Here is a 22,631-nt window from a genome sequence, read left to right as displayed (position 1 = left end):
CGTTGTAGTTATTTATAGAAAAATTAATACGATTTGGCTTGTTCACCCGGACTCCATCGTTTCAAGGTCAAAGTTCTGCGGAAGCGGATACAAAAATTCCTGGGCACAACATTCGCTGAGACGCAATGTTCCTCTCGCACATTACTGCATGGAGTAATAAAGTTAACTGATCTGTTGTGGCGGCTGCGGAACTTCACCATGAATGTGCTTGTCGTTAAGCCTCAGCAATTTTTAATTTGAACTTATTTTACTTAATCCATAAAGCTTTTGCAAATCCGGATTTTGATCTCTTTTGTCGATAGAAATAAAAGAAGCGTTTATTGTTATTTTGGTCTAGCTTTATTTTTTGGTTAATACTTGTTTAACATATGTGAAATATTATGTCAAAAAAATACTTGAGAAGTTATTATCGCAAGTGTTGAGAAAACAATCATATAAAGATTATAATATATATTGAAAGCGGATACAAAGGGCGGGAGGAGAGTAAAATGAATTTCGACTTAACTTCTGAGCAAAGCATGATTAGGCGGACAATCCGGGATTTTGCCCGTGAAGAAGTGGCACCTGGGGCGGTTGACCGGGACAGACACAAGAAGTTTCCGAAAGAAATCATTAAGAAACTGAGCGATTTGGGGATGATGGGACTGCCTTTCCCGGAAGAGTACGGAGGAGCAGGGGCGGATACTATCAGCTTTGCCATTGTCACGGAGGAATTAAGCAGGGCATGTGCCTCAACCGGCATCACCTACTCTGCCCATATATCGCTTGGAGGCGCTCCTATATATATGTTTGGGACAGAGGAGCAAAAGAAAAAATACCTGGTCCCCATCTGTTTGGGCGAATCATTAGGTTCATTTGGGTTGACAGAACCGAATGCAGGTTCCGATGCAGGAGGGACGCAGACAACGGCAGCTCTGGAAGGAGATCAGTATGTAATTAATGGAACTAAATGTTTTATTACAAATGCCTCATATGCCAAATATCTCGCGTTAACCGCTATTACAGGAAAAAAGAATGGGGAAAAGGAAATCAGCGCAATTATTGTCCCGACAGATGCGAAAGGTTTCACTATTCTCAGCCAATATGAGAAAATGGGATTGCATGCATCTGATACAACTGAACTTATTTTGGAAAATGTAATGGTGAATAAAGACCAGTTACTGGGAAAAGAAGGGGAAGGATTTAAACAGTTTCTTCAAACGCTCGATGGAGGCAGGATTGGGATTGGGGCCATGGCTGTTGGTGTAGCCCAAGGAGCGTATGATAAGGCGCTCCAGTATGTAAAGGAACGGAAGCAGTTTGGAAAAACGCTATCTCAATTCCAGGCTACACAGTTTAAAATAGCCGATATGGCAATGAAGATTGAAGTTGCACGAAATATGGTGTACAAAGCTGCCTGGTTAAAGGACCAAGGAAGACCTTTTGCTAAAGAAGCTTCAATGTGTAAATTGTTTGCTTCCAAAGTATGCATGGAAATTTCAGATGAAGCCGTCCAACTGCACGGCGGATATGGCTATATGCGTGAATTCGAAGTGGAGCGTATGATGAGAGATGCAAAATTACTCGAAATAGGTGAAGGCACGTCTGAAGTCCAGCGCATGGTAATAGCAAGAGAAGTCGGTTGTTATTAGGTAAAAAGCTCGCTTTATTTGTCCAAATATCGAAAAAAGTTGAAACATCGATAGAAAGACTTTCCCTTCCGCTCATTTTCGAGTAGAATGTAGATGTTTGCATAATTTATATTTATCAACTGTTCATTACATAAGGAGGGTAAGTCATGAAACGTAATCCGTTAGTTCCATATTATTTGATTATGGTTCTGGGTCTCGTACTCGTTTTTTTCCTTGGAATAAAAGGAATTGGTGATGCAAAAGAAATCGCGAAAGAAAAAGAAGGCGGAGCGGAACAAGTCGAGGAATTTGATCCGGAACAATATGCCAATACTTCTTGTATTAGCTGTCATGGTGAAAACTTGGAAGGACAAGGTTCAATTCCTAGCCTTCACGGAACAGGACTTTCCAAAGATGAAATAGCAGACATTCTTGCCAACGGACAAGGCGGAATGCCAGGCGGTCTCGTTCCAGCGGATAACATTGATGAAATGGCGGAATGGATTGCGAATCTGAAATAAACACACTTGAAAAAAGTTCTTTGCTAAAAGGCAAAGAACTTTTTTTAAAATGAAAATTAGTTAAGAAGCGTATTTGCATTGTCCAGCATCAGCATTTATCTCAAGCCGCTTCCCTGCCATGATTGAGGTACTGACTCCTCGGGAATCGTCTTGTGCTTGTCTGAGCAAAGCCAGGCGCTTACGCTTTTCTTATAAAGAGGTGCCGGAATAACTATGAATGAAAATCAATTATCAAAACGGCTCCATTGCGCAGCCTCCTACATAATTCCAGGAATGTCAATTGCAGATATAGGCTCTGATCATGCATATCTTCCTTCTTATGCTGTCAAACAGGGGAAGGCCACTTTTGCCGTTGCAGGAGAAATAGCAGATGGTCCTTTTCAATCTGCAAAAGAGCAGGTTGAAAAAGTTGGTTTGGAGCATCTGATTGATGTACGAAAAGGCGATGGACTTGAAGTAATAGAGCCCGGGGAAGTGGATTGCATCATCATTGCAGGGATGGGTGGTCCGTTGATTACACATATTCTGCAGGAGGGTAAAAGTAAGCTTCCAGGTGTTTCAAGGCTTGTTCTACAGCCCAACATAGGAGCTGAACATGTCCGGCGCTGGTTACTGGAAAATGATTGGAAATTGGTGGAGGAACAAATCCTTGAAGAAGACCGTAAGATTTATGAGGTGCTTATCGCTGAGCGAGGTACACCCGTTGAGCCGTATAATCAAAGTGAATTACTAATGGGTCCATTCTTGTTGAAAAGAAAGAACGAAGCTTTTTACAATAAATGGTCTTCGGAGCTAAAAGCATGGCATAATATTTTAGACAATTTGGAACGAGCACAGACCCGTCCAGAGACGGAGGGAAAGAGACAGGAATTATTGCAGAAAATTTCCTTAGTTGAGGAGGCGTTGAACTAGTGAAAAAAGTGAACGGCTTTCAAGTGATAGAAATGTTTGAGCAGTTTGCCCCGAAAAAATATGCAATGGAAGGAGATCCGATTGGCCTTTTGGTTGGGACTCTCAATAAAAAAGTGTCCAAGGTCATGGTCGCCCTTGATGTTCTTGAAAATGTCGTGGACGAAGCCATTGAAAAAGGAGCGGAGTTAATCATTGCCCATCATCCACTCATTTTCCGTCCGTTAAAAAAGATAGCTTTGGATGAACCAGGGGGAAGGTTGATAGAAAAGCTGATAAAGCATGATATTGCCGTCTACGCAGCCCATACAAACCTGGATGTAGCCAAAGGCGGAGTTAATGATATGCTTGCAGAGGCATTACAATTGAAAAACACCTCTGTACTCGTACCTACATATGAAGAAAAGCTTAAAAAGCTGGCCGTGTTTGTTCCCATGGAGCAAGCTGATCAGGTAATAGCTGCGGTTGGAGATGCCGGAGCAGGATTCATCGGAGAATATAGCCATTGTTCGTTTTCGACAAATGGTACAGGCAGATTTTTACCCGGCAGCGGGGCGAATCCTTTTATTGGTGAAAAAGGGAAAATAGAAAAAGTATCAGAGATAAAAGTTGAAACGATCTATCCAGAGTCATTGGAGAAAAAGGTGGTTTCGGCAATGATCCAAGCCCATCCGTATGAAGAGCCGGCTTATGACCTTTATCCGCTAAGCCTTAAGGGAGAGGAACTGGGACTTGGACGAATAGGGGAACTGGATGAAGAAATGACACTTGAAGAGTTTGCCGAGCATGTCAAGAAGTCATTTGATGTTGAAGGTGTCCGCGTAATAGGTGATCTTTCTAATCGGGTTAAAAAGGTGGCAGTGCTGGGAGGAGACGGAAACAAGTATTATCAGCACGCAAAACGAAAAGGTGCAGATGTTTACGTTACAGGCGACTTTTATTATCATACCGGGCACGATGCCATGAATATTGGTTTGAACATTGTAGACCCCGGTCATCATGTAGAAAAAGTGATGAAAAAAGGGGTTGCCAAGTTTCTTGAGCAGCGGGCTCATGAACTTGGATATGATGTAAGCTTTCATTCTTCGGAACTGAACACAGATCCATTTACTTTTGTTTAAGAAACAATAGCGCAAACGCCTGGGTCATCGACGTACAGGCAGAACGGAAAAGCGGAAGCCCCTGCTGGCTGCAGCTAGACAGCCGAAATCCGGAAACGCCTTGATAAGCTGTGGGCAAACATGACGATTTCCGAGGAGGCAGCACCTTGGAAACACAGAGTGCTACTCATTTCAACACATAATGTAAAACTTCTTTGTTTTAAATGTGCAACTTTGCGACAAGGTAACACAGCCACTTTAAGCGCGAATTCTGCTAGTCGATAGGGCTGAAGAAAGACGTAATATTATGATAACAAAGTTATTCATACTAGGGGCGTAAAAGAGTTCCCGTAGTTCCATCAACTACAAAAAGGCCAGGACACCTCACCGGGTGTACCTGGCCTTTCAGTCTTTCGTAAAGGAAATTATAAAATTCCGTTTTTGTGGATAACTTATCTTTGTCTAGCTACAGCGCTCGCTACACGAGCGCTGTAGCTTTTCGTGTTATTTAGCATTCAGCTTAGGCGTTCTTACCTTTGGTAAAATTTTGCTTGATGGAACTTTATTCTCTCTAACCCAAGTAGAAGGGTTGAGCGGGTCGAATTGCTCGAGGAAAGTGATGACTTCTCTTACAATCGGTGTTGGTGTTGATGCACCCGCCGTGACTGCCACGGTTTCTGCTCCTTTTAACCACTCAATATCAATTTCGGATACGTCGCCGACCCTGTACGCCTCTGTATTGGCGATTTCTTGCGAGACCTGGGCCAGACGGTTGGAGTTGTTGCTCATCGGATCCCCGACAACTATCAAAACATCGGCTACTCCGGCCTGCTCAGCAACAGCTTCCTGCCGCACCTGGGTGGCAAGGCAAATCTCTTTATGTTTTTCTGCATGAGGATATTTCTCCTGCACCTTTTCCATAATATGAGCAACATCCCATTGGCTCATAGTCGTCTGGTTCGTCACAATGATTTTTTCATTGTTGATATTTAGCTCTTCCGCATCCTCAAGAGTTTCCACAAGATGAACGATATGAGGAGCGACGCCTACAGCACCTTCCGGTTCCGGATGCCCTTTTTTTCCTATATAAATGACATCATAACCTTCTTGTTCTTTTTGTCTGATCAGATCATGGGTTTTTGTCACATCCGGGCATGTAGCGTCCAATGTGGTCAGCCCTTTTTTCTTTGCAAGCTCACGAACTTCCGGAGAAACACCATGAGCAGTAAATATGACTGTTCCTTTATCTACCTTCTCCAGGATTGCTTTTCTGTTTGGTCCGTCAAGTGTGATGATTCCATCCTCGGCAAAAGCATCTGTGACATGTTTATTGTGAACAATCATGCCCAGAATATAGATAGGGCGGGGCAGTGTCTTATCCAAAGCCGCGTTTCGTGCTATCACCATAGCATCAACCACCCCATAGCAATATCCCCGAGGTGAAATTTTAATGATTTGCATTTATATCCTCCTGACTATAGCCAGGCATCTGCCTGAAACATTATGACTCTATCTCTATTATATAGAACAACCGTGGAAAAGCCAACAGCCGTTCCAAGCTGGGCACGGCTGTTAAAGTTTTATATATATAGTTTTGGTACGGATTTCCCTCGTTTGACAGGACTGGACTCTTGAATAGAGGATTCGTATTCGGATTCTCCGGACTCTATTATTGGCTTGCTTGAGCTTTCTTTTGTTTTTTCTTCCGGACTATCTTTAAAGCCTTTATACAGTTTCCACATGGCGGGAAGATTTCTTACCAGCGGTCCGTACTGTTGGACCATCGGTCCTATTTGCTGTGCGGTTCTCAATACATGTTGAGTGTTGTTTAAAAATGATTGGATATTTCCTGGATTCGTCAAACCTTGTAAAAGTCCTCCACTTGCTTGTGGAGCTCTAGAAAACATTCCCGCAGCGGATCTTCCTGCCTGTAAAGGGGCCTGGCGCTGAAACAAACGTGATAATATCCCACCTCTGTCCATGCCCTGGGGTCCCGGCATTCTGGGTGGCCCGAACATCCCTCCACCCCTTTGGGGGCCGGGAGGACCAAACATTCCCATTGGCGGCCTTCCGCCGAAGTTTCTTGGCTGCATGTAAATCCCTCCTTCCGTTGTTTTGAAAAAGTATGCACAATTGTAATAAACGGCTCGTTAACCGATAGGCGACCATAGTCACAATGTTGTAGTTGGATTATGAATCATTTATAATAAGAGCTTAGCAGGGGAACGCCTATGTCTAGCTCCGACGGACAAGGGGTCCTAGTGCCACCGACACACAGGAAATACTAGTGCAAGCGAAACGACAAGATAAGGAAAGCTTCTGCAGCGTTACATCGCACGAAGGAAAAGCGACAGCTTTTTCGAGGATGTTGCGTCCTGAGTCGGCCAGGCGCCATTGGCTCGAGATCACAAGTCAAGCAGAAGTTTATTCAGGATGAATGTGCTCCTGCAACATAGTAAATTTTGGGGGATGCCTTGTTCAGCTCCTCGCAAAGCTGCATAATACAAATTCGGTGATGTCTCTCACGAAGTGATTGAAATCAGTTGCTTTGCTGTGGTGGCTGAGGAACTCCCTCATCAAACTTTGACTTGTGCTTGTCGCCGATAGGCGGGCGCCTTCCGCTTTCCAATAAAGGAGTGAGCCGAATGGCTGATTACAGTTTTGAAGATTACCGATTGAAACCATTCATTAATAAAGCAATAAGCAGGCTTGGATTTCGACAGCCTACACTGATCCAGCGCAAAATGATTCCGCTGATTTTAAAAGGGCAGAGTGCTATTGGCCAGTCACAAACGGGGTCAGGCAAGACACATGCGTATTTGCTGCCTATCATTCAAAAAATTGATCCCGCGCGCCGTCATGTCCAAGCGGTGATTTTTGCGCCTACAAGGGAACTGGCAAGTCAAATTTACCAAGAGGCCCTAAAAATTACGGAATCCAATGAAGGTGAAGAGATTCTGGTCCGTAATTATACCGGAGGCACTGACAAGCAACGAACGATAGAAAAGCTGAAGCAGCAGCCGCACCTTGTGATTGGGACACCAGGCAGGATTCACGACCTTGTCAGAGAGCAGGCGTTATTCGTCCATAACACTGAAGCTCTGGTTATTGATGAGGCTGATCTGATGTTTGACATGGGCTTCATTCAAGATGTGGACCAAATTGCAGGACGGATGCCGGAAAATCTTGAAATGTTTGTCTTTTCTGCAACAATTCCGGAGAAGCTGAAGCCTTTCTTAAAAAAGTATATGGAAAACCCTGTTTTTGAGCACGCAACACCGAGCCAACTGGCTGCTGAACTGATTGAGCATGTGCTAGTTCCTATCGGCAGCAGGAAGAAAACGGATCTATTAAGCCAAATGCTTCAGTCCATCAATCCCTATTTGGCAATTGTATTCACTAATACGAAGCAAATGGCAGATCAGGTGGCCGACCAATTGATCGGGCACGGTTTAAAGATTGGCAGAATCCACGGAGGACTGACTCCGCGAGAAAGGAAGCGGATGATGAAGCAGGTCCGTGACTTGGAGTTTCAATACATCATTGCGACCGATCTGGCCGCAAGAGGAATTGATATTCCTGGAGTGAGCCACATCATCAACTACGAGCTTCCTAAGGACTTGGACTTTTATATTCACCGTTCGGGCAGGACTGCGCGAGCGGGTAACCAAGGTGTTTCATATACAATATATGAGCCGTCTGATGAAGATGCGATTGTTCGGCTGGAAAAAATGGGGATTCAATTTGCCCATCAGGATTTGCGTGGAGAGGAATGGGTTGAACTCCCGGATCGAAACCGCCGAAAGAACAGGATGCAATTAAAAGAAAAAGAAGGCAGCAGCAAAATATATGTAAGAAAACCCAAAAAAGTCAAACCGGGATATAAAAAGAAGATGGCGGCGGAATTCGATAGATTAAAGAGACGGGAACGCCGGCTACAAAGAAATAAAAAGAAGTAAGTGGGAGAAACTAGCGGGAGGATGAACAAGAATTGTTAAAAATAGGTTCTCATGTATCAATGAGCGGAAAAAAAATGCTTCTTGGATCCAGTGAGGAAGCAATTTCCTATGGTGCAAACGCCATGATGATTTATACAGGTGCACCGCAAAACACGAGAAGAAAGAAGATTGAGGAGTTAAACATTGATGCCGGAACACTTCACATGAAGGAAAACGGCATTAATGATTTGATCGTACATGCCCCTTACATCATAAATATAGGTAACACTGTAAATCCGGCTACATTTGAACTTGGCGTAAATTTCCTTCAATCGGAAATAGACAGGACCAATGCAATAGGGGCCAAGCAAATTGTTCTTCACCCAGGTGCACACGTGGGTGAGGGTGCCGATAAAGGCATCGAAAAAATCATTGAGGGGCTCAATGAAGTATTGACAGCAGACCAGGAAGTGCAAATAGCCCTTGAAACAATGGCTGGAAAAGGTTCAGAATGCGGTCGTTCGTTTGAAGAGCTGGCCAAAATCATTGAGGGCGTGACGCATAACGAGAAGCTTACGGTTTGCTTCGATACATGCCACACCCATGATGCAGGCTATGATATTGTGAATGACTTTGATGGAGTATTAGATGAATTTGACCGCCTTATAGGAATTGACAGAATCAAGGTCGTACATGTGAATGACAGCAAAAATGAGCGCGGAGCAAGGAAAGACCGTCATGAAAATATTGGTTTCGGCCATATTGGTTTCGATGCTCTAGATTACATCATCCATCATCCGCAGCTTTCAGAAGCACCAAAAATATTGGAAACTCCTTATGTAGGAGCCGATAAGAAAAATAAAAAAGCACCGTATAAACATGAAATCGATATGATCAAAAGCCGCAAGTTTGATGAAGGACTTTTGGAAAAAATTACGGGAGAAGTGACTGTGTAATAATGTACAAGCCTGCATTAGCGGGCTTTTTTTCTTTGTTTATGCCTGCTGGTTTCATTTTGTCAGTTGGATAAATAACTGGTTGATTTCTTTTGCTGTTTTCGGTCCAGTTATTTTTGCAATTTCGCGGATGATTTTTGAACGGACGTTGTCATCAAACAAGTCAAAGTTTTTTCCTCGCAAATAAACTGCGATTTTTTCCGCCTGGCTTGCTGTCAGTTGGATGTTAAATTCGCTGGCATACTTCATTAAATCATCTGCCGTTATCATATTCAGTTTGTAATTCACCATGTTTTTAATAAGCTTCATTAAAAAAACCTCCTTTACCAATACTTATGTTAAAGGTCTGTCAGCTGTGACATGAAAAATGGGCTCTGATTATTTACAATAAGGTAGAATTCCTGTATACTTTTTATTTGTAAATAGGAATGATTCCTATTGGAAAAGGAATGGTTAAGCCATGATTGAAAACAAAGTCATAGATGTAAAAGATGTGAGCTTCCAGTATGGCCGCGATATCGTCTTGGATCATATCAATTTATCAGTTACCAAAGGATCATTTTTAGGTATAGTCGGTCCAAATGGGTCCGGGAAATCGACACTTCTCAAGTTGATACTAGGATTGCTGCGTCCGGATGAAGGGGAAATTTACTTATTCGGTGAAAGACTATCCAAATTTAAACATTGGGAGCGAATAGGGTTTGTCTCACAAAAAGCTAATTCATTTAATACCGGTTTTCCGGCAACGGTATTTGAAGTGGTCTCAAGCGGATTAACAGGGAAAATCGGATTATTCCGCTTCCTGCGACCAAAACATAAAATGGAAGTCATCCGGGCAATTGAACAAGTCGGCATGAAAGATTTTATGAACCGGAAGATTGGTGAACTTTCTGGGGGGCAGCAACAGCGCGTTTTTATTGCAAGAGCCATTGTTTCACGCCCGGATATCCTTATTTTGGATGAACCGACGGTAGGAGTAGATGCCAGGAATGTTCAATCCTTCTATCATATTCTGAAATCTTTGAAGGAAGAATTGGGGATCACCCTTTTAATGGTATCCCACGATATAGACACACTTTTAAGCGAGGCTGACCATGTGGCTTACTTAAACAAGCGGGTGCAATTTTATGGGGACGTGGATGAATATAAGCGAGTAAGAGGTGAAAGATTTTCCCTCATGGAAAGTGTCAAGTAAAGAGTTTTTTGTTAAGGCTTATGTAATCTAAAGCTTCCGCGGGTATAATCCTTGGAATGCGAAATAACCGATTGTCGCCGCTTGTTCTGACAATGGGAAGTGTGGCAGGAACATATGGAAGAAGTGTTGATGTTGATGCCAAGATATTGACCAACATGGTTCCTAGTTTATAAAGGGTGGATGTTTGATTTGATCACAGCGATTTTTCAATATGAATTTTTACAAAATACATTTATCACCGGGCTTTTGATCGGCTTGATAGCACCATTGCTCGGCACTTTTTTGGTGGTTCGAAGGCTGTCCCTCATTGCGGATGCTTTGAGCCATGTCACGTTGTCCGGAATAGCAGCAAGTCTTTTTTTAAGTAAAACATCTGCCTTGTTTGCCGGACTTAATCCACTTTTTTTCGGAATGGGATTTTCTGTGATCGGATCCATACTGATTGAACGTCTTCGGACTGTTTATTCACATTATCAGGAGTTGGCCATTCCAATCATCTTATCCGGCGGAATCGGTATCGGTGTCATTTTTATTTCGCTAGCGGATGGATTCAATACAGAACTGCTGAATTATCTGTTTGGGAGCGTCAGTGCAGTTACCCGCACTGATTTATGGGTGATTGCCGGGATCAGTGTATGTGTCTTCGGTATCGTCATATTTCTATATAAAGAACTATTTTTGCTTTCATTTGATGAAGAGCATGCCAAAGCATCCGGCATCCCATCAAAGGTAATCCATTTAATTTTTATCATCATGATTGCCCTGGTTATTGCCGCGTCCATGCGGATTGTCGGGATTCTTCTTGTTTCGGCTTTAATGACATTGCCTGTTGCTGCAGGGATGAGAGTGGCAAGCGGCTTTAAAAAGACTATTTTTATCTCAATCATCTTCGGCGAAACGGCAGTGATCGGGGGACTGATCAGCGCTTATTATCTCGATTTAGCACCAGGAGGGACAATTGTTGTCATTTCCATTGCCATTTTGCTAGGGGCTATCTTATATAAACGCATTTATCATAAACTGCAGCTGAAATTTCATTGAGGTGATATCATGCATATTGCTGAAGCGATACAAATGGTAAAAGAAAGCGGATATAAGCTGACGGATAAACGAGAATCGATGCTGGACATATTTTCTGCCAATAATAAATATTTGACAGCAAAAGAAATTTTGGAACTGATGCAGGAAAATTATCCAAGGGTAAGCTTTGATACGATATACAGGAACCTGTCTTTGTTTTTGGAGTTGGGAATCCTTGAAGCCACAGATCTTGCCGGAGAGAAGCATTTCCGTTATACATGCGGGAAGCATGAGGGGCATCATCATCACTTCATTTGCTTGAAATGCGGCCGTTCAAAAGCGATTGATGCCTGTCCAATGGCATATGTCACAGAAGATTTGCAGGGATATGACGTAGCTGACCATAAATTTGAAATATATGGAAAATGTCCGAAATGTAAAAAAGAAGCCGTAAGCTAGGCTTCTTTTTTTATTTTATTCCTCCCGAACATGTTCTTCACCCATTGCTCGGCCTCCTGCCAACTGTATACCCTGATGACATCTTTTGGAGAGGGCTTTCGGTTATACGGGGTATCAAACAATATGACCGGAATGCTAAGCTCTTCTGAAATAGCAACTGCATTATCATGCTTGTCCTCAAAAAATAAATCAACTTCGTGCTTCTTGGCAGTAGAAACTTTATCATGGGTTCCGATCAACTCAATATGATGATAGTCAAGATTGTGCTGTTGGAACCATGTTTCCGTTACGTCAAGCAATGCATTTCCTCTTGCACTGATAAAATAAAGCTCGTGCTCATTAACCCACTTTTTTAACACTTTCTGCGCCCCGCTTGCAATCGGGGATTGTGCATATATTTTAGGTTCAGTCTCAACGAACCATTGATATAAAGCTTCCTCGGGAATATCGAGGCATCTGTTCAGTTCATATTCAGTCAGATCGTCCAAGGTGATGTTTAAATTAAACGATTCATTGATGAATGGTACAAGGGACGTTGGACATGTAACAGTTCCATCAATATCAATACCGAACCTTCTCTGCATACAATTGACTCCTTTTTGCTATATTGATGAGAAAAACACTTGTATTATTCATTGTAACACATTCCTTCCCATCGGATAACGGATGAAAAGCAGACGTATGAGCAAACTAATCATGCTTGACCGTTAAGCAGGGAGGAAATGTGATGGAACAGCAACAAGATGATGTAAACAGTTTTAAAAAATTTGATGAACGGAGTTTAATCGAAGAAACAGCGGCTGAAATAACTCCGGATATTTTTTGGGAAAAAGCGGCAGATGATGGAATTGGACGATCAAATATATTGGGATATACCGCTCTTGCCATGGCCATACTGTCACTATTTTTTATGCCTGGCCTGATGGGGATTGCAGGGGCTGTGTTTTCGGTTATTGCGATCGCCCGGGGCGCTCATACAATTGGCGGATGGGCGCTTTCCGTCGCTTTGTTATCCCTAGGGTGGCGCTTCCTTATAGTTCCTTTTATTTAAACGTATTAAAAGCACGGTCGAGGGGACCGTGCTTTTACATTACACATTTTGCTTTTCAGCTTCTTGTTTTTTAAAGTATTCCTCAGCCATAATGTCAATTTCTTTTTTCAATTCTTCGACCATCGTTTCCTCTGGAACTTTACGGACTGTTTTTCCTTTTTTGAAGAGCAGGCCTTCTCCACGTGCACCTGCGATTCCGATATCAGCTTCCTTTGCCTCACCCGGTCCATTAACGGCACAGCCAAGGACGGATATTTTAAGGGGAGCTTTGATCTTTTGAATATATTCTTCCACTTCGTTGGCAATACTGATCAAATCGATTTCGATTCTTCCACATGTTGGACAAGAAACGAGTGTAGCTGCGTTGGAAATCAGTCCGAAATCCTTCAGCAATTCCCTGGCGACTTTTACCTCTTCAACAGGGTCAGCACTTAATGAAATTCTAAGCGTGCTGCCAATGCCCCTGCTTAAAATAGCGCCAAGGCCGGCGGCGCTTTTGACTGTACCAGCGAATAAAGTCCCGCTTTCTGTAATTCCCAAATGAAGCGGATAATCAAAGGCTTTCGCCGCTTTTTCATATGCCTCGATGGCAAGATTGACATCGGAAGCTTTTAAAGAAACGATAATATCATGAAAATCGAGATCCTCAAGGATTTTTATATGATGAAGCGCACTTTCGACCATGCCATCTGCAGTTGGATATCCATATTTATTCAATATTTCTCTTTCCAGGCTTCCGGCATTTACTCCGATGCGAATCGGAATGCCTTTTGCTTTCGCTGCTTTAACAACAGCTTCAACTCTTTCTCTTTTTCCGATGTTCCCCGGGTTGATACGTATTTTATCCGCTCCGCCTTCAATCGCTTTTAAGGCAAGGCGGTAATCGAAATGGATATCAACAACAAGAGGGATGTTGATTCTTTTTTTGATTTCGGAAATAGCATTCGCTGCTCTTTCATCAGGGCAGGCTACCCTTACGATTTGGCAGCCAGCTTCTTCTAGGCGTGCAATTTCTTTTACTGTCGCATCCACATCATGTGTTTTTGTCGTTGTCATGCTTTGGATGATAACTTCATTGCTGCCGCCAATCGTCAGATTTCCCACTTTTACCGGGCGTGTTTTGGATCGATGTATGATTGTACCCAAAGGTCATTCTCTCCTTTATCAAATATAGAGACGCTTGTCTCTATTTTTAAATCAAACAAGTTTTCCACCCTTTATTGTATCAATTTATGTGCCTTTATGACAACAGATAGACTAAATTATTCCTCTCTAGGGCGGTATAAGGGGAATTTATACTCTTTATTTATTTGAATTTCATCAGGCTTTAGCCCTTTATTCAATGTCTGGAAGTCATCTATCAACTGATCGATGGAAACCGGCAAAGGACCTTGATGCAGCTCTTCGGTAATTGAAATGACAGTATCGCCGGATTTCGTTGTTTTTGTATGATAGGGCATGTTATCGGATTGTTCCAGTTCGGTGCCAACATTTATTTCTGAGACAGCTGTTACGGCCTTGTCCAACGACAATGTTCCAATTGTCAGGTCATAATAAATACTATAGGCGATAACGGCGACTGCTAGGAAAGCTGCGATTTTTTTCAACGAATATCCCGCCTCATTATTTAAGATGTCCCAAATATATGCAGTCGAGACGGGCTTTATTCCTTGATTAGCTCTTTTTTCTTGGCTTCGGGATAGCTTTAATGCTGACTATAATAATTACGACGGCCATGATCAGAGCTAATAAGATGAAATATGGTTGATCGAAATGAAATAGGTTTAGCAGGCTGAATAAGACAACAGGCAATGTTGTACTGCAAGCTGTCAGCCTCCAGCTTTGTCTATAGGGAAGTTTTCTACCAAGCGCTTTAGCTATCGGCTCACCGATAACCGCCAAAATCGTAATTGACAAGAATGCAAGTCCAGAATTTAATATGAATGCCATCAAAACGACAAGGGCAGCAAAGAGGACCTTCGTTCCAGTATCAGAAGCTGTATGTCCATAGCCTGCGGTAAAATCCTGCTGAAAAATCGCATCATAAAATCCAGCCAGCGATAAAAACAGTCCAAGAATAAACACATATTGGATTGACTTTCCAATAGTAAGGAACCTGTACTTTGCAATTTCTTTCGGTGAGTATATGCTTTTAGAGAAAATAGTTATAAGAGAGATTTTTCTCAAAACCTTCACGTCCTTCATTCGTATACTCATTATTTTGGTTCCTTAATCAAATACATTCAAGCTTTTGAAGAAAGTTTGACAAAAAAGTCGAAAATAGGTTTATTTATATCCTTAATGTCGTATAGAAACATAATCCATTTATAGAAATGAGGGAGCAGATCATGGGAGTTGTATATTGGTCAATTTTTATTATTTTGATTGTCTTGGCATTTGTGGGACTTGTGTATCCGATCATTCCCAGCGTTTTGTTGTTAGTTTGCGCCTTTTTGTTGTATGGCTTCTTTTATACCTTTGAACCTCTGAACTATCTGTTTTGGACAGTTCAAATTCTGTTTGTGTTACTTATTTTTGCCGCAGATTATCTGGTAAATCTATATGGTGTTAAAAAGTTTGGGGGTTCGAAAGCCGGAATATGGGGAAGCACATTGGGCCTGCTTATTGGACCATTCGTTATTCCTGTCGCCGGGATTTTAATCGGGCCGTTCCTCGGAGCAGTTGCAGGGGAGTTGTTGGTTAATCGCACGGCATTCAAACAGGCTGTCAAGATTGGTGTCGGATCTGTTCTTGCGTTTGTTGGAAGTGTTGCGACTAAAGCGGTTATCCAGCTTTTTATGGTGGGCTACTTCCTATTCCTCGTATTAAAATGATCAAGCATAAAATTTGAATGCGATATCAATATTTGATAATCTTATGATGGAATACGATTGAATCGTTCAATGATTCAAATAATTACATAGGAGGAATTTTATTATGGCATACGAATTACCACAATTACCTTACGAATATGATGCATTGGAGCCACATATCGATAAGGAAACAATGAACATTCACCACACAAAGCACCATAACACATATGTTACAAACCTGAACAACGCAGTAGCTGGTAACAGCGAGTTGGAAGGCAAGTCAGTCGAAGAATTGATTGCTGACCTTGATTCCGTTCCTGAATCAATCAGAACAGCAGTCCGCAATAATGGTGGAGGCCATGCAAACCACTCATTGTTCTGGAAATTGCTTTCTCCACAAGGCGGAGGAGAGCCAAGCGGCGATTTGAAGGATGCCATTGAAAGCAAATTCGGCAGCTTTGATAAATTCAAGGAACAATTCGAAGCGGCAGGAGCTGGACGTTTCGGTTCTGGATGGGCTTGGCTGATCGTTGACAACGGTGAGTTGGCAATCACAAGCACTCCTAACCAGGACAGCCCTGTAATGGAAGGCAAAAAGCCGATTCTTGGCCTTGATGTTTGGGAGCATGCGTATTACCTCAAATATCAAAACCGTCGTCCGGATTACATGAAAGCATTCTGGAACGTCGTGAACTGGAACGAAGTGCAAAAGCTTTACAACGAAGCAAAATAATTTTAATGAAAACGAATTGCCTGTATGATGCGGGTGATTCGTTTTTTTTATTTGACAAATCCAGGGGTGACAGTCGCACCTACCGGGCTCCATCCGCTTTTCCATTTTCTAGCTACAGGCGCCTTTCGCTTTTCCTATTGTCCAGCTTCAACGCCTAGCCCCTCGAGGTCATAAGCCAATTCCCTGTGGTGGCTGAAGGGCTGCCTCCTCGGGAATCGTCTTATGCTTGTCGGGGCTAATCAAGGCGTTTCCGCTTTTCTATTGTCCAGCTACAGGCGCCATCGGCTCGAGGTCACAAGCCAATCGCTGCTGAAGGCAAACAGCGCCTTCTTCAGCGCTCGTCTTGTGCTTGTCGCCGATAAACAGTCGCCTTTCGCTTTTCTTAGTATAAAACATTCCCTTTCACAAAAAATAGTGTGTGTAAAGGGGAGTACTATCATGGTGAAAAAATTGTTTGGAAAAGTGGAAGTACCAAAGGACTTGGGGCTGCTTCTTCTTGTTGGCGGCTTGTATTCACTGAGCATCGCTTTGTCGAACACATTTGTAAACATATATTTATGGAAGCAGTCGGGAAAATACATAGACTTGGCCCTTTACAATTTGGCTATTGTCTTTTTTCAGCCATTGACTTTCATATTAGCAGGAAGATGGGCGAAAAAAATTGACAGGGTGATTGTACTTCGAATCGGCGTAGTATTTTTGGCATTCTTTTTTTTAGTCGTACTATTTCTGGGAGAAAAAGCACAATCTTACTTAATTATTTTAGGGAGCCTGCTTGGGATTGGCTATGGCTTTTATTGGCTCGCATTCAATGTGCTGACATTTGAAATTACTGAGCCCGAAACACGAGACTTTTTCAACGGATTCCTTGGGACGCTTACTTCTGCAGGCGGGATCATCGGCCCAATATCAGCCGGCTTCCTTATTACAAGATTTACCTCGAATATAGGCTATACAATCATATTTGCCATTTCTTTGGCGTTGTTTGCGCTTGCTGTGGTAATCAGTTTTTTTATTAAACGCCGTCCAGCCAATGGGGTGTACTGCTTTAGAAGGGTATGGCGGGAAAGGAAGAAGAATCAGAACTGGAAATATATTACCAATGCGCATTTCTTTCAGGGATTCAGGGATGGTACATTCATTTTTATCATCTCGGTCTTTGTGTTCATTTCAACTGGAAGCGAACTTGCTTTGGGAACGTTCGGTCTGATCAATTCGGGAATATCGTTTATCGCTTATTATCTGGCAGGGCGTTTTATTAAAAATGATAAAAGAAAGCCGGCTATGCTTATAGGCGGGCTATTACTGTATCTGGCGATTTTTCTGATTGTATTTAAAATGAACTATCCGCTTCTGCTTACATATGGGGCAGCAATTGCCATCGCTTATCCCATTATGCTCGTTCCGTATTTTTCAATGACCTATGATGTGATCGGGAAAAGCTGGAAGGCAGCTGAAATGAGGATTGAATATATTGTCGTTAAGGAAGTTTTTTTGAATACGGGTCGGGTAGTTTCAATTTTGTCTTTCATTGTGGCCATCCTATTTTTTGACGCACAAAAAAGCATTCCCATATTATTGCTTATCATCGGTACAGGCCATGGTCTTGCCGCAATACTGCTTCAAAAAGTAAAAGTCACCTTTTCTTCATGAACAAACATCATCTTTTTGTCCCACACTGTAGAAAAAAAAAGCTTTTTCTTTTACAATAAAAGATACGGATGAGGGAGAAAGGGCTGGAGAAATTGAATAACACTAAGGAAAAGAAAAAAAACCATGTTCCCTTTAGAATGAACATGCTGTTTTTTATTGTCTTCTTGTTATTTTCGCTGTTGATTCTCCGTCTAGGAGTAATTCAGATTGTGTACGGTGAAGATGCAAAACGGGAAGTTGAACGGACTGAGGACGTTACCGTCAACAAGTCTGTACCCAGAGGAAAAATTTACGATCGGAAACATAGGCTTATTGTTGATAATGACCCGAAAAAGGCAATAACGTATACCATTCCGAACCAATTTGACCAAGAGAAAACGCTGGAAACGGCCCAAGCTTTGGCTAAGCTCATTAATAAGGACACGGAAAAAATTACGGAAAGAGATAAGATTGACTACTGGCTTATGACTCATCCTGATGAGGCGGCGAAAAAAGTCACCAAGGCAGAATTGGAAAAGTATAAAGACAAAAATGATGAAATTTATAAGCTTCAGCGAGACCGCGTGACGAAAGAAGAACTGGCTAGCCTAACCCAAGACGACTTGGAAGTGCTTGCGATTTATAGGGAGTTTACAGGCGGATATGCTCTTACCCAGCAAATTGTAAAAAATGAAGATGTTACAACCGAGGAATATGCGCAGGTGAGCGAAAGGCTTTCAGAGCTGCCGGGTGTTGACACTACGACAGACTGGGAACGCAAGTATACCTACGGTGAAACCTTGAGATCGATATTGGGCGGTGTCAGTAACGGTTTACCTAGTGAGAAACAGGATTATTACATGTCACGGGGCTATAGCAGGAACGACAGGGTAGGAAAAAGTTATATCGAACTTCAATATGAAGATGTACTCCGCGGTCAAAAAGAGAAGATCAAGAACATCACCCGCTCGGGTGCTGTCATAGAAACAAAAGTCCTTCATGAAGGCCAGCGCGGAAAAGACCTTATTTTGACAATTGACATGGAACTGCAGGAAGCGGTTGACCAGATTATTGAAGAAGAACTCCGTAAAACAAAAATGAGGGGTGGCACCGGGCTTCTTGATCGGGCTTTCGTGACTTTGATGGATCCATACACTGGAGAAATTTTGGCGATGTCCGGAAAGCAATATGCTTATGATGAAGATGAAGGAAGGTATAAATTCAGTGATTTTGCTGCCGGAAACTTCACGACATCCTATGTTGTAGGTTCATCTGTCAAAGGAGCATCTGTGCTGACAGGATATATGAGTGGAGCTATTGCACCTGGAAGAAATGTTTTATTGGACGAACCGATTGTCATAAAAGGATCAAAGCCTAAAAGCTCCCATTTTAACAGGGGTGGATATATTTATCTTAATGATCATACAGCTTTAGTGAGATCTTCAAACGTTTATATGTATAAGATTGCCATTGCCGTCGGGGATGGGCAATACAGAAGAGGGCAATCTTTAATTATAGATAAAGAAAAGGCGTTTAGGGAAATGCGTATGTACTTCAGCCAGTTCGGGCTTGGAATCCGTACAGGCATAGATCTCCCAGGGGAGCAGATCGGTTTCCGTGGCTCTGTGGAACTTGCCGATGGAGGTAACGTACTGGACTTTGCCATCGGGCAGTATGACTCCTATACACCGCTTCAACTGGCTCAATACGTATCGACCATTGCCAACGGCGGCTATCGGATGCAGCCGCATGTCGTAAAAGAGATTAGAGATCCTTCTAACGAAAAAGAAGAAATTGGACCGCTCGCCCAGGAAATAAAGCCAAAGGTACTTAATAGAATTAATGCACAAGATTCGTGGATTCAAAGGGTCCAAGGCGGTTTCTGGGGAGTTTTCCACGAAGCGAACGGAACAGGAAGAGCATTTGCCAGCGAACCATACCGTCCGGCAGGAAAAACGGGAACAGCCGAAACTGTAGACAGGGGCACCGGTGTTTGGAACCTCTCGCTTGTAGCCTATGCCCCCTACGAGAATCCGGAAGTGGCAATGGCTGTCATTGTCCCTTCGGCGTATGTCAAGGGAGGAACACCGAACAGCATCAATTCTGAAATTGGCAAGCGGGTACTGAAAGCTTATTTTGATTTAAAAAATAAGAAAGATGATGCAGCTTCTGAAGAAACAAATGAGGATCAAGGAGAATAATAAGAAACGCAAGCGCATGTTCATCGATAGAATTATATAGTTATGAACGAAAATAAAGCAGGCTCTTTGGCCTGCTTTACTCTTTCTTAGGTAAATTTCCCGTGATTGTTTCGGCGATTTTCTGCATTTCCATTTCGCTTGTAAGCTCATAATCGCCGATTTGAATGGACTGCTGCCAATTCTTTGCAGCGAGATAATCATTGAATTCGTTCGCATCTTTAATGATCTCGGCTTTTTCCATTTGCTTGCTCACTTCTTTTGAAGTCATACCGTCATTAATGTACAAATGCATGATCTTTACGACTGTTTTGTCCTTCTCTTTCCCTGTTGTTTCTTTTTGCTTCAGCTCTTCATATTTTTGTTTCCATTGGTCGCGTTCCTTTTCCAGGCCTGTGTAATCCGACTGCTTCACTTCAATAAATCCTGCCTCGGGCGCTGCGACAGCTTCTTTCTTTGGCTGAATGTTTTTTATGCCGATCAGGATAATTGCTATCACAAGGAGAAGTGAAGCCAATTGCCTAGTGAGCCGTTTGTCCATTTATATCATCCTCCTGGCAGCGGGATCTGATTCGATAATCCTTTTGACAGTATGCAAAGGGAGGGATGACTGGTTTGATATCCGTTGTAAATCAATACCTTGATTATGCAATGAAAGTACTTGGTTTTTTATGATTTCGTGTACAGCCGGCGGATCTTCCTCAATCCTAGCCTTACCAGTCGAAGGGTGGACAATCTGTTTTTCCAAAAGCAGCTCTTCCTCCAGCAACCCGATCCTTTTTTTGATGTTATGGTAATCTTGCAAAAGTGTCATGGATAATTCTTCAACTTCGGTTTCAAGCTGACTAGTCTTATCTTTTTGAAAAATAGAGATGATAAAGAGTAACGTTGACAGTGACAATAAAATAATGATAGCGGTATCCATAGTTCACCTCGAATTAAGTTTACCTATCTGTTATACCATATACAGGAATTTTCAGCTATGCTATTAGTCGTGTTTCCGTATAAATACTGATACAATTTTAAAGTTTATCAATACATTTTTAGGAAATACAGACTGGCATTTCATCGGAATTAATGATATTATAAAAAAGTCCTTAGAATAGTAAAGAATGCCATGAGGTTTGGAGGGATAGATAGACATGCGTGTAAATATTACATTGGCTTGCACCGAGTGCAATGATCGCAATTATATTTCAACAAAAAACAAACGTAATAATGCTGACCGCCTTGAGCTTAAAAAATATTGCCCAAGAGAAAAAAGGGTTACATTGCATCGTGAAACAAAATAATGACCAAAAGAGCCAGAACACTGATCAAGTGGAGCTGGCTTTTTCTATTTAATGTAAAAGCTAATTGGTAGTTTCATTACGATCAACGGGCGTTTACGCTTTTAAATGAGGAGTGGTGTTTTGGACAAAAAATCCATAAGGCAAAACATAAGCAGCGAACTTCAGGCAATGGATCGAATGACATATGAACAGTTCTCTTATTTGATTGGAAACGTACTGGTTGAAACAGATGATTGGAAAAGTAGTGGCACCATTGGCTTGACAGTATCACGTTTTCCCGAAGTGGATACTTGGCAATTGATACGCACAGGTTGGGAACAAGGGAAAAGAATCGTTGTTCCAAAATGTATCCCGGAAACAAAAGGAATGTCCTTCCGGAGAATATCCGCTTTTACTCAATTGGAAAGTTCATTTTTCGGGCTTTTTGAACCGATTGAATCCCAAACAGAAGAAATATCTAAAGACGAGATCGACCTATTGATTGTGCCTGGTCTCGTATACAGCAGAAAAGGCTACCGCACTGGTTTTGGCGGCGGATATTATGACCGTTTCCTGACCGATTACCATGGCAAGACAGTATCGCTTGCATTTTCCAGGCAATTGGCTGAACATGTGCCTGTTGAGGAACATGATATACCTGTTGAAAAAATTATTACTGAAAAAGGTCTGATTGATTGTAACAATGTAAATTAATGTATAAAGCCTCCTCACTATCGAACAATAGTAGGGAGGAGGAGATGAAAATGAGAAAGCTTATCTCAGCTGTGGTGCTTCCGCTTGCAGCAATCATGCTTTACAAATGGCGGTACAAACTTCTGAATCTGGTTTTGGGCAATGACTCAATTAGAAGAATGAGTGTAAGGGCTGCCATGGGCATGCCAGGTATCAGATCCCGCCTTCTCAGCAGAGCATTTCGGAGTTAAGAAAGACCTCAAAGTGTACTGAACCCCAAAAGTTAGACTTCAATATTAAGCAGCTGGTTGGCTGGTATGAAGACGGTATTCAACCGGGCTCATGCCAGTCAATTTTGTTTTTATCCGTATTGTTATAGTAAAAAATATAATCAGTCACAGCTTGCTTTAGCTCTATAAATGATTGATACACCTTTCGATAATACATTTCCTGTTTCCTTTACAATCACTTCCACACTTCGCTATATTAGAGTCACAAAAAGAGAGCGATTTGCGCCGGGAAAGCGGGGAAG

The 22,631-nt window shown here is 42.2% G+C and carries 26 protein-coding genes and 1 pseudogene; 17 read left to right on the top strand and 10 right to left on the bottom strand.

The window, feature by feature from the left end; all coding sequences use genetic code 11:
• The first annotated feature begins 488 nt into the window (after positions 1 to 488).
• The 4 genes from D4T97_RS13285 (at position 489) to D4T97_RS13270 (ending at position 4,161) form a co-directional block, all read left to right on the top strand.
• Entirely contained in the window at positions 489 to 1,631 is a 1,143-nt protein-coding gene (locus D4T97_RS13285; RefSeq protein WP_126051229.1) for an acyl-CoA dehydrogenase family protein, read from the top strand.
• Between the two features lie 146 nt (positions 1,632 to 1,777).
• Positions 1,778 to 2,131, top strand: coding sequence for a cytochrome c550 (gene cccA / locus D4T97_RS13280; RefSeq protein WP_126051228.1), 354 nt, complete (start codon positions 1,778 to 1,780; stop codon positions 2,129 to 2,131).
• Positions 2,132 to 2,344: 213 nt separating this feature from the next.
• Positions 2,345 to 3,043 (top strand): tRNA (adenine(22)-N(1))-methyltransferase, encoded by a 699-nt coding sequence (locus D4T97_RS13275; RefSeq protein ID WP_126051227.1) that lies wholly within the window; start codon positions 2,345 to 2,347, stop codon positions 3,041 to 3,043.
• Positions 3,043 to 4,161, top strand: a complete 1,119-nt coding sequence (locus tag D4T97_RS13270; protein WP_126051226.1) for a Nif3-like dinuclear metal center hexameric protein — start codon at positions 3,043 to 3,045, stop codon at positions 4,159 to 4,161. The genes D4T97_RS13275 and D4T97_RS13270 overlap by 1 nt, the downstream gene beginning before the upstream one ends.
• 483 nt (positions 4,162 to 4,644) lie before the next feature.
• Here D4T97_RS13270 and D4T97_RS13265 read toward each other — a convergent pair whose 3' ends face one another.
• Both D4T97_RS13265 and vrrA read right to left on the bottom strand, forming a co-directional pair.
• The gene (locus D4T97_RS13265; RefSeq protein ID WP_126051225.1) at positions 4,645 to 5,601 is read right to left on the bottom strand and encodes a 4-hydroxy-3-methylbut-2-enyl diphosphate reductase; all 957 of its coding nucleotides are present in this window, start codon (positions 5,599 to 5,601) and stop codon (positions 4,645 to 4,647) included.
• Positions 5,602 to 5,720: 119 nt separating this feature from the next.
• Positions 5,721 to 6,233 carry a VrrA/YqfQ family protein gene (gene vrrA / locus D4T97_RS13260; protein WP_126051224.1) on the bottom strand — a complete coding sequence of 171 codons (513 nt, stop codon included), beginning with the start codon at positions 6,231 to 6,233 and terminating at the stop codon, positions 5,721 to 5,723.
• 552 nt (positions 6,234 to 6,785) lie between these two features.
• Here vrrA and D4T97_RS13255 point away from each other — a divergent pair.
• The gene (locus tag D4T97_RS13255; protein WP_126051223.1) at positions 6,786 to 8,099 is read left to right on the top strand and encodes a DEAD/DEAH box helicase; all 1,314 of its coding nucleotides are present in this window, start codon (positions 6,786 to 6,788) and stop codon (positions 8,097 to 8,099) included.
• A gap of 32 nt (positions 8,100 to 8,131) precedes the next feature.
• Positions 8,132 to 9,034, top strand: coding sequence for a deoxyribonuclease IV (locus D4T97_RS13250; RefSeq protein ID WP_126051222.1), 903 nt, complete (start codon positions 8,132 to 8,134; stop codon positions 9,032 to 9,034).
• A 54-nt stretch (positions 9,035 to 9,088) separates the two neighbouring features.
• On the opposite strand, the gene D4T97_RS13245 is transcribed toward D4T97_RS13250, so the two are convergent.
• A complete protein-coding gene (locus D4T97_RS13245) occupies positions 9,089 to 9,343 on the bottom strand; it encodes a DUF2624 domain-containing protein (protein WP_126051221.1) in 255 nt (84 codons plus the stop codon).
• Between the two features lie 151 nt (positions 9,344 to 9,494).
• Between D4T97_RS13245 and D4T97_RS13240 the strand changes: the two genes are divergently transcribed.
• The 3 genes from D4T97_RS13240 to D4T97_RS13230 all read left to right on the top strand — a co-directional run bounded on the left by D4T97_RS13240 (position 9,495) and on the right by D4T97_RS13230 (position 11,708).
• Positions 9,495 to 10,229, top strand: a complete 735-nt coding sequence (locus D4T97_RS13240; RefSeq protein WP_126051220.1) for a metal ABC transporter ATP-binding protein — start codon at positions 9,495 to 9,497, stop codon at positions 10,227 to 10,229.
• Positions 10,230 to 10,418: 189 nt separating this feature from the next.
• The gene (locus D4T97_RS13235; protein ID WP_126051318.1) at positions 10,419 to 11,270 is read left to right on the top strand and encodes a metal ABC transporter permease; all 852 of its coding nucleotides are present in this window, start codon (positions 10,419 to 10,421) and stop codon (positions 11,268 to 11,270) included.
• Between the two features lie 9 nt (positions 11,271 to 11,279).
• Positions 11,280 to 11,708 carry a Fur family transcriptional regulator gene (locus D4T97_RS13230; RefSeq protein WP_126051219.1) on the top strand — a complete coding sequence of 143 codons (429 nt, stop codon included), beginning with the start codon at positions 11,280 to 11,282 and terminating at the stop codon, positions 11,706 to 11,708.
• Here D4T97_RS13230 and D4T97_RS13225 read toward each other — a convergent pair.
• Complete coding sequence (locus D4T97_RS13225) at positions 11,705 to 12,292, bottom strand: 5' nucleotidase, NT5C type (RefSeq protein ID WP_126051218.1); 588 nt, start codon at positions 12,290 to 12,292, stop codon at positions 11,705 to 11,707. The genes D4T97_RS13230 and D4T97_RS13225 overlap by 4 nt on opposite strands.
• Positions 12,293 to 12,435: 143 nt before the next feature.
• On the opposite strand from D4T97_RS13225, the gene D4T97_RS13220 reads away from it, so the two are divergent.
• Positions 12,436 to 12,759 carry a DUF4190 domain-containing protein gene (locus D4T97_RS13220; protein ID WP_126051217.1) on the top strand — a complete coding sequence of 108 codons (324 nt, stop codon included), beginning with the start codon at positions 12,436 to 12,438 and terminating at the stop codon, positions 12,757 to 12,759.
• A 39-nt stretch (positions 12,760 to 12,798) separates the two neighbouring features.
• On the opposite strand, the gene ispG is transcribed toward D4T97_RS13220, so the two are convergent.
• The 3 genes from ispG to D4T97_RS13205 all read right to left on the bottom strand — a co-directional run bounded on the left by ispG (position 12,799) and on the right by D4T97_RS13205 (position 14,976).
• Positions 12,799 to 13,896, bottom strand: coding sequence for a flavodoxin-dependent (E)-4-hydroxy-3-methylbut-2-enyl-diphosphate synthase (ispG, locus tag D4T97_RS13215; RefSeq protein WP_206435574.1), 1,098 nt, complete (start codon positions 13,894 to 13,896; stop codon positions 12,799 to 12,801).
• A gap of 125 nt (positions 13,897 to 14,021) precedes the next feature.
• Positions 14,022 to 14,366 carry a hypothetical protein gene (locus D4T97_RS13210; protein ID WP_126051215.1) on the bottom strand — a complete coding sequence of 115 codons (345 nt, stop codon included), beginning with the start codon at positions 14,364 to 14,366 and terminating at the stop codon, positions 14,022 to 14,024.
• Between the two features lie 67 nt (positions 14,367 to 14,433).
• Complete coding sequence (locus tag D4T97_RS13205; RefSeq protein WP_126051214.1) at positions 14,434 to 14,976, bottom strand: DUF1189 family protein; 543 nt, start codon at positions 14,974 to 14,976, stop codon at positions 14,434 to 14,436.
• Positions 14,977 to 15,107: 131 nt separating this feature from the next.
• On the opposite strand from D4T97_RS13205, the gene D4T97_RS13200 reads away from it, so the two are divergent.
• From D4T97_RS13200 to D4T97_RS13185, 4 genes are all read left to right on the top strand, one after another.
• Positions 15,108 to 15,593, top strand: coding sequence for a DUF456 domain-containing protein (locus D4T97_RS13200; protein WP_126051213.1), 486 nt, complete (start codon positions 15,108 to 15,110; stop codon positions 15,591 to 15,593).
• Positions 15,594 to 15,696: 103 nt separating this feature from the next.
• Positions 15,697 to 16,305: a superoxide dismutase SodA gene (gene sodA / locus D4T97_RS13195; RefSeq protein ID WP_126051212.1), complete on the top strand. Its 609-nt coding sequence runs from the start codon at positions 15,697 to 15,699 to the stop codon at positions 16,303 to 16,305.
• A 438-nt stretch (positions 16,306 to 16,743) separates the two neighbouring features.
• On the top strand, positions 16,744 to 17,958 hold the full coding sequence (locus D4T97_RS13190; protein ID WP_126051211.1) for an MFS transporter: 1,215 nt from the start codon (positions 16,744 to 16,746) through the stop codon (positions 17,956 to 17,958).
• Between the two features lie 68 nt (positions 17,959 to 18,026).
• Positions 18,027 to 20,138 (top strand): peptidoglycan D,D-transpeptidase FtsI family protein, encoded by a 2,112-nt coding sequence (locus D4T97_RS13185; RefSeq protein ID WP_126051210.1) that lies wholly within the window; start codon positions 18,027 to 18,029, stop codon positions 20,136 to 20,138.
• Between the two features lie 76 nt (positions 20,139 to 20,214).
• On the opposite strand, the gene D4T97_RS13180 is transcribed toward D4T97_RS13185, so the two are convergent.
• Together D4T97_RS13180 and D4T97_RS13175 are read right to left on the bottom strand one after the other, a co-directional pair.
• Positions 20,215 to 20,676 carry an endolytic transglycosylase MltG gene (locus D4T97_RS13180; protein WP_126051209.1) on the bottom strand — a complete coding sequence of 154 codons (462 nt, stop codon included), beginning with the start codon at positions 20,674 to 20,676 and terminating at the stop codon, positions 20,215 to 20,217.
• Entirely contained in the window at positions 20,677 to 21,060 is a 384-nt protein-coding gene (locus D4T97_RS13175) for a hypothetical protein (RefSeq protein WP_126051208.1), read from the bottom strand.
• A gap of 217 nt (positions 21,061 to 21,277) precedes the next feature.
• On the opposite strand from D4T97_RS13175, the gene rpmG reads away from it, so the two are divergent.
• The 3 genes from rpmG (at position 21,278) to D4T97_RS13160 (ending at position 22,350) form a co-directional block, all read left to right on the top strand.
• Complete coding sequence (gene rpmG, locus D4T97_RS13170; protein ID WP_018705928.1) at positions 21,278 to 21,427, top strand: 50S ribosomal protein L33; 150 nt, start codon at positions 21,278 to 21,280, stop codon at positions 21,425 to 21,427.
• A gap of 120 nt (positions 21,428 to 21,547) precedes the next feature.
• Positions 21,548 to 22,120: a 5-formyltetrahydrofolate cyclo-ligase gene (locus D4T97_RS13165; RefSeq protein WP_235872247.1), complete on the top strand. Its 573-nt coding sequence runs from the start codon at positions 21,548 to 21,550 to the stop codon at positions 22,118 to 22,120.
• Positions 22,121 to 22,170: 50 nt separating this feature from the next.
• Positions 22,171 to 22,350 (top strand): hypothetical protein, encoded by a 180-nt coding sequence (locus D4T97_RS13160; RefSeq protein ID WP_126051206.1) that lies wholly within the window; start codon positions 22,171 to 22,173, stop codon positions 22,348 to 22,350.
• 45 nt (positions 22,351 to 22,395) lie between these two features.
• Here the strand turns inward: D4T97_RS13160 and D4T97_RS13155 are convergent.
• A pseudogene (locus D4T97_RS13155) lies at positions 22,396 to 22,555 on the bottom strand (IS3 family transposase); the annotation flags it as partial.
• Between the last annotated feature and the right edge of the window lie 76 nt (positions 22,556 to 22,631).

The sequence above is a fragment of the Siminovitchia acidinfaciens genome (assembly GCF_003605385.1).
GTDB classification, from domain to species: domain Bacteria; phylum Bacillota; class Bacilli; order Bacillales; family Bacillaceae_C; genus Siminovitchia; species Siminovitchia acidinfaciens.
The sequence above is the reverse complement of the archived record's forward strand: the minus strand, read 5'-3'. Positions and strand labels throughout refer to the sequence as shown.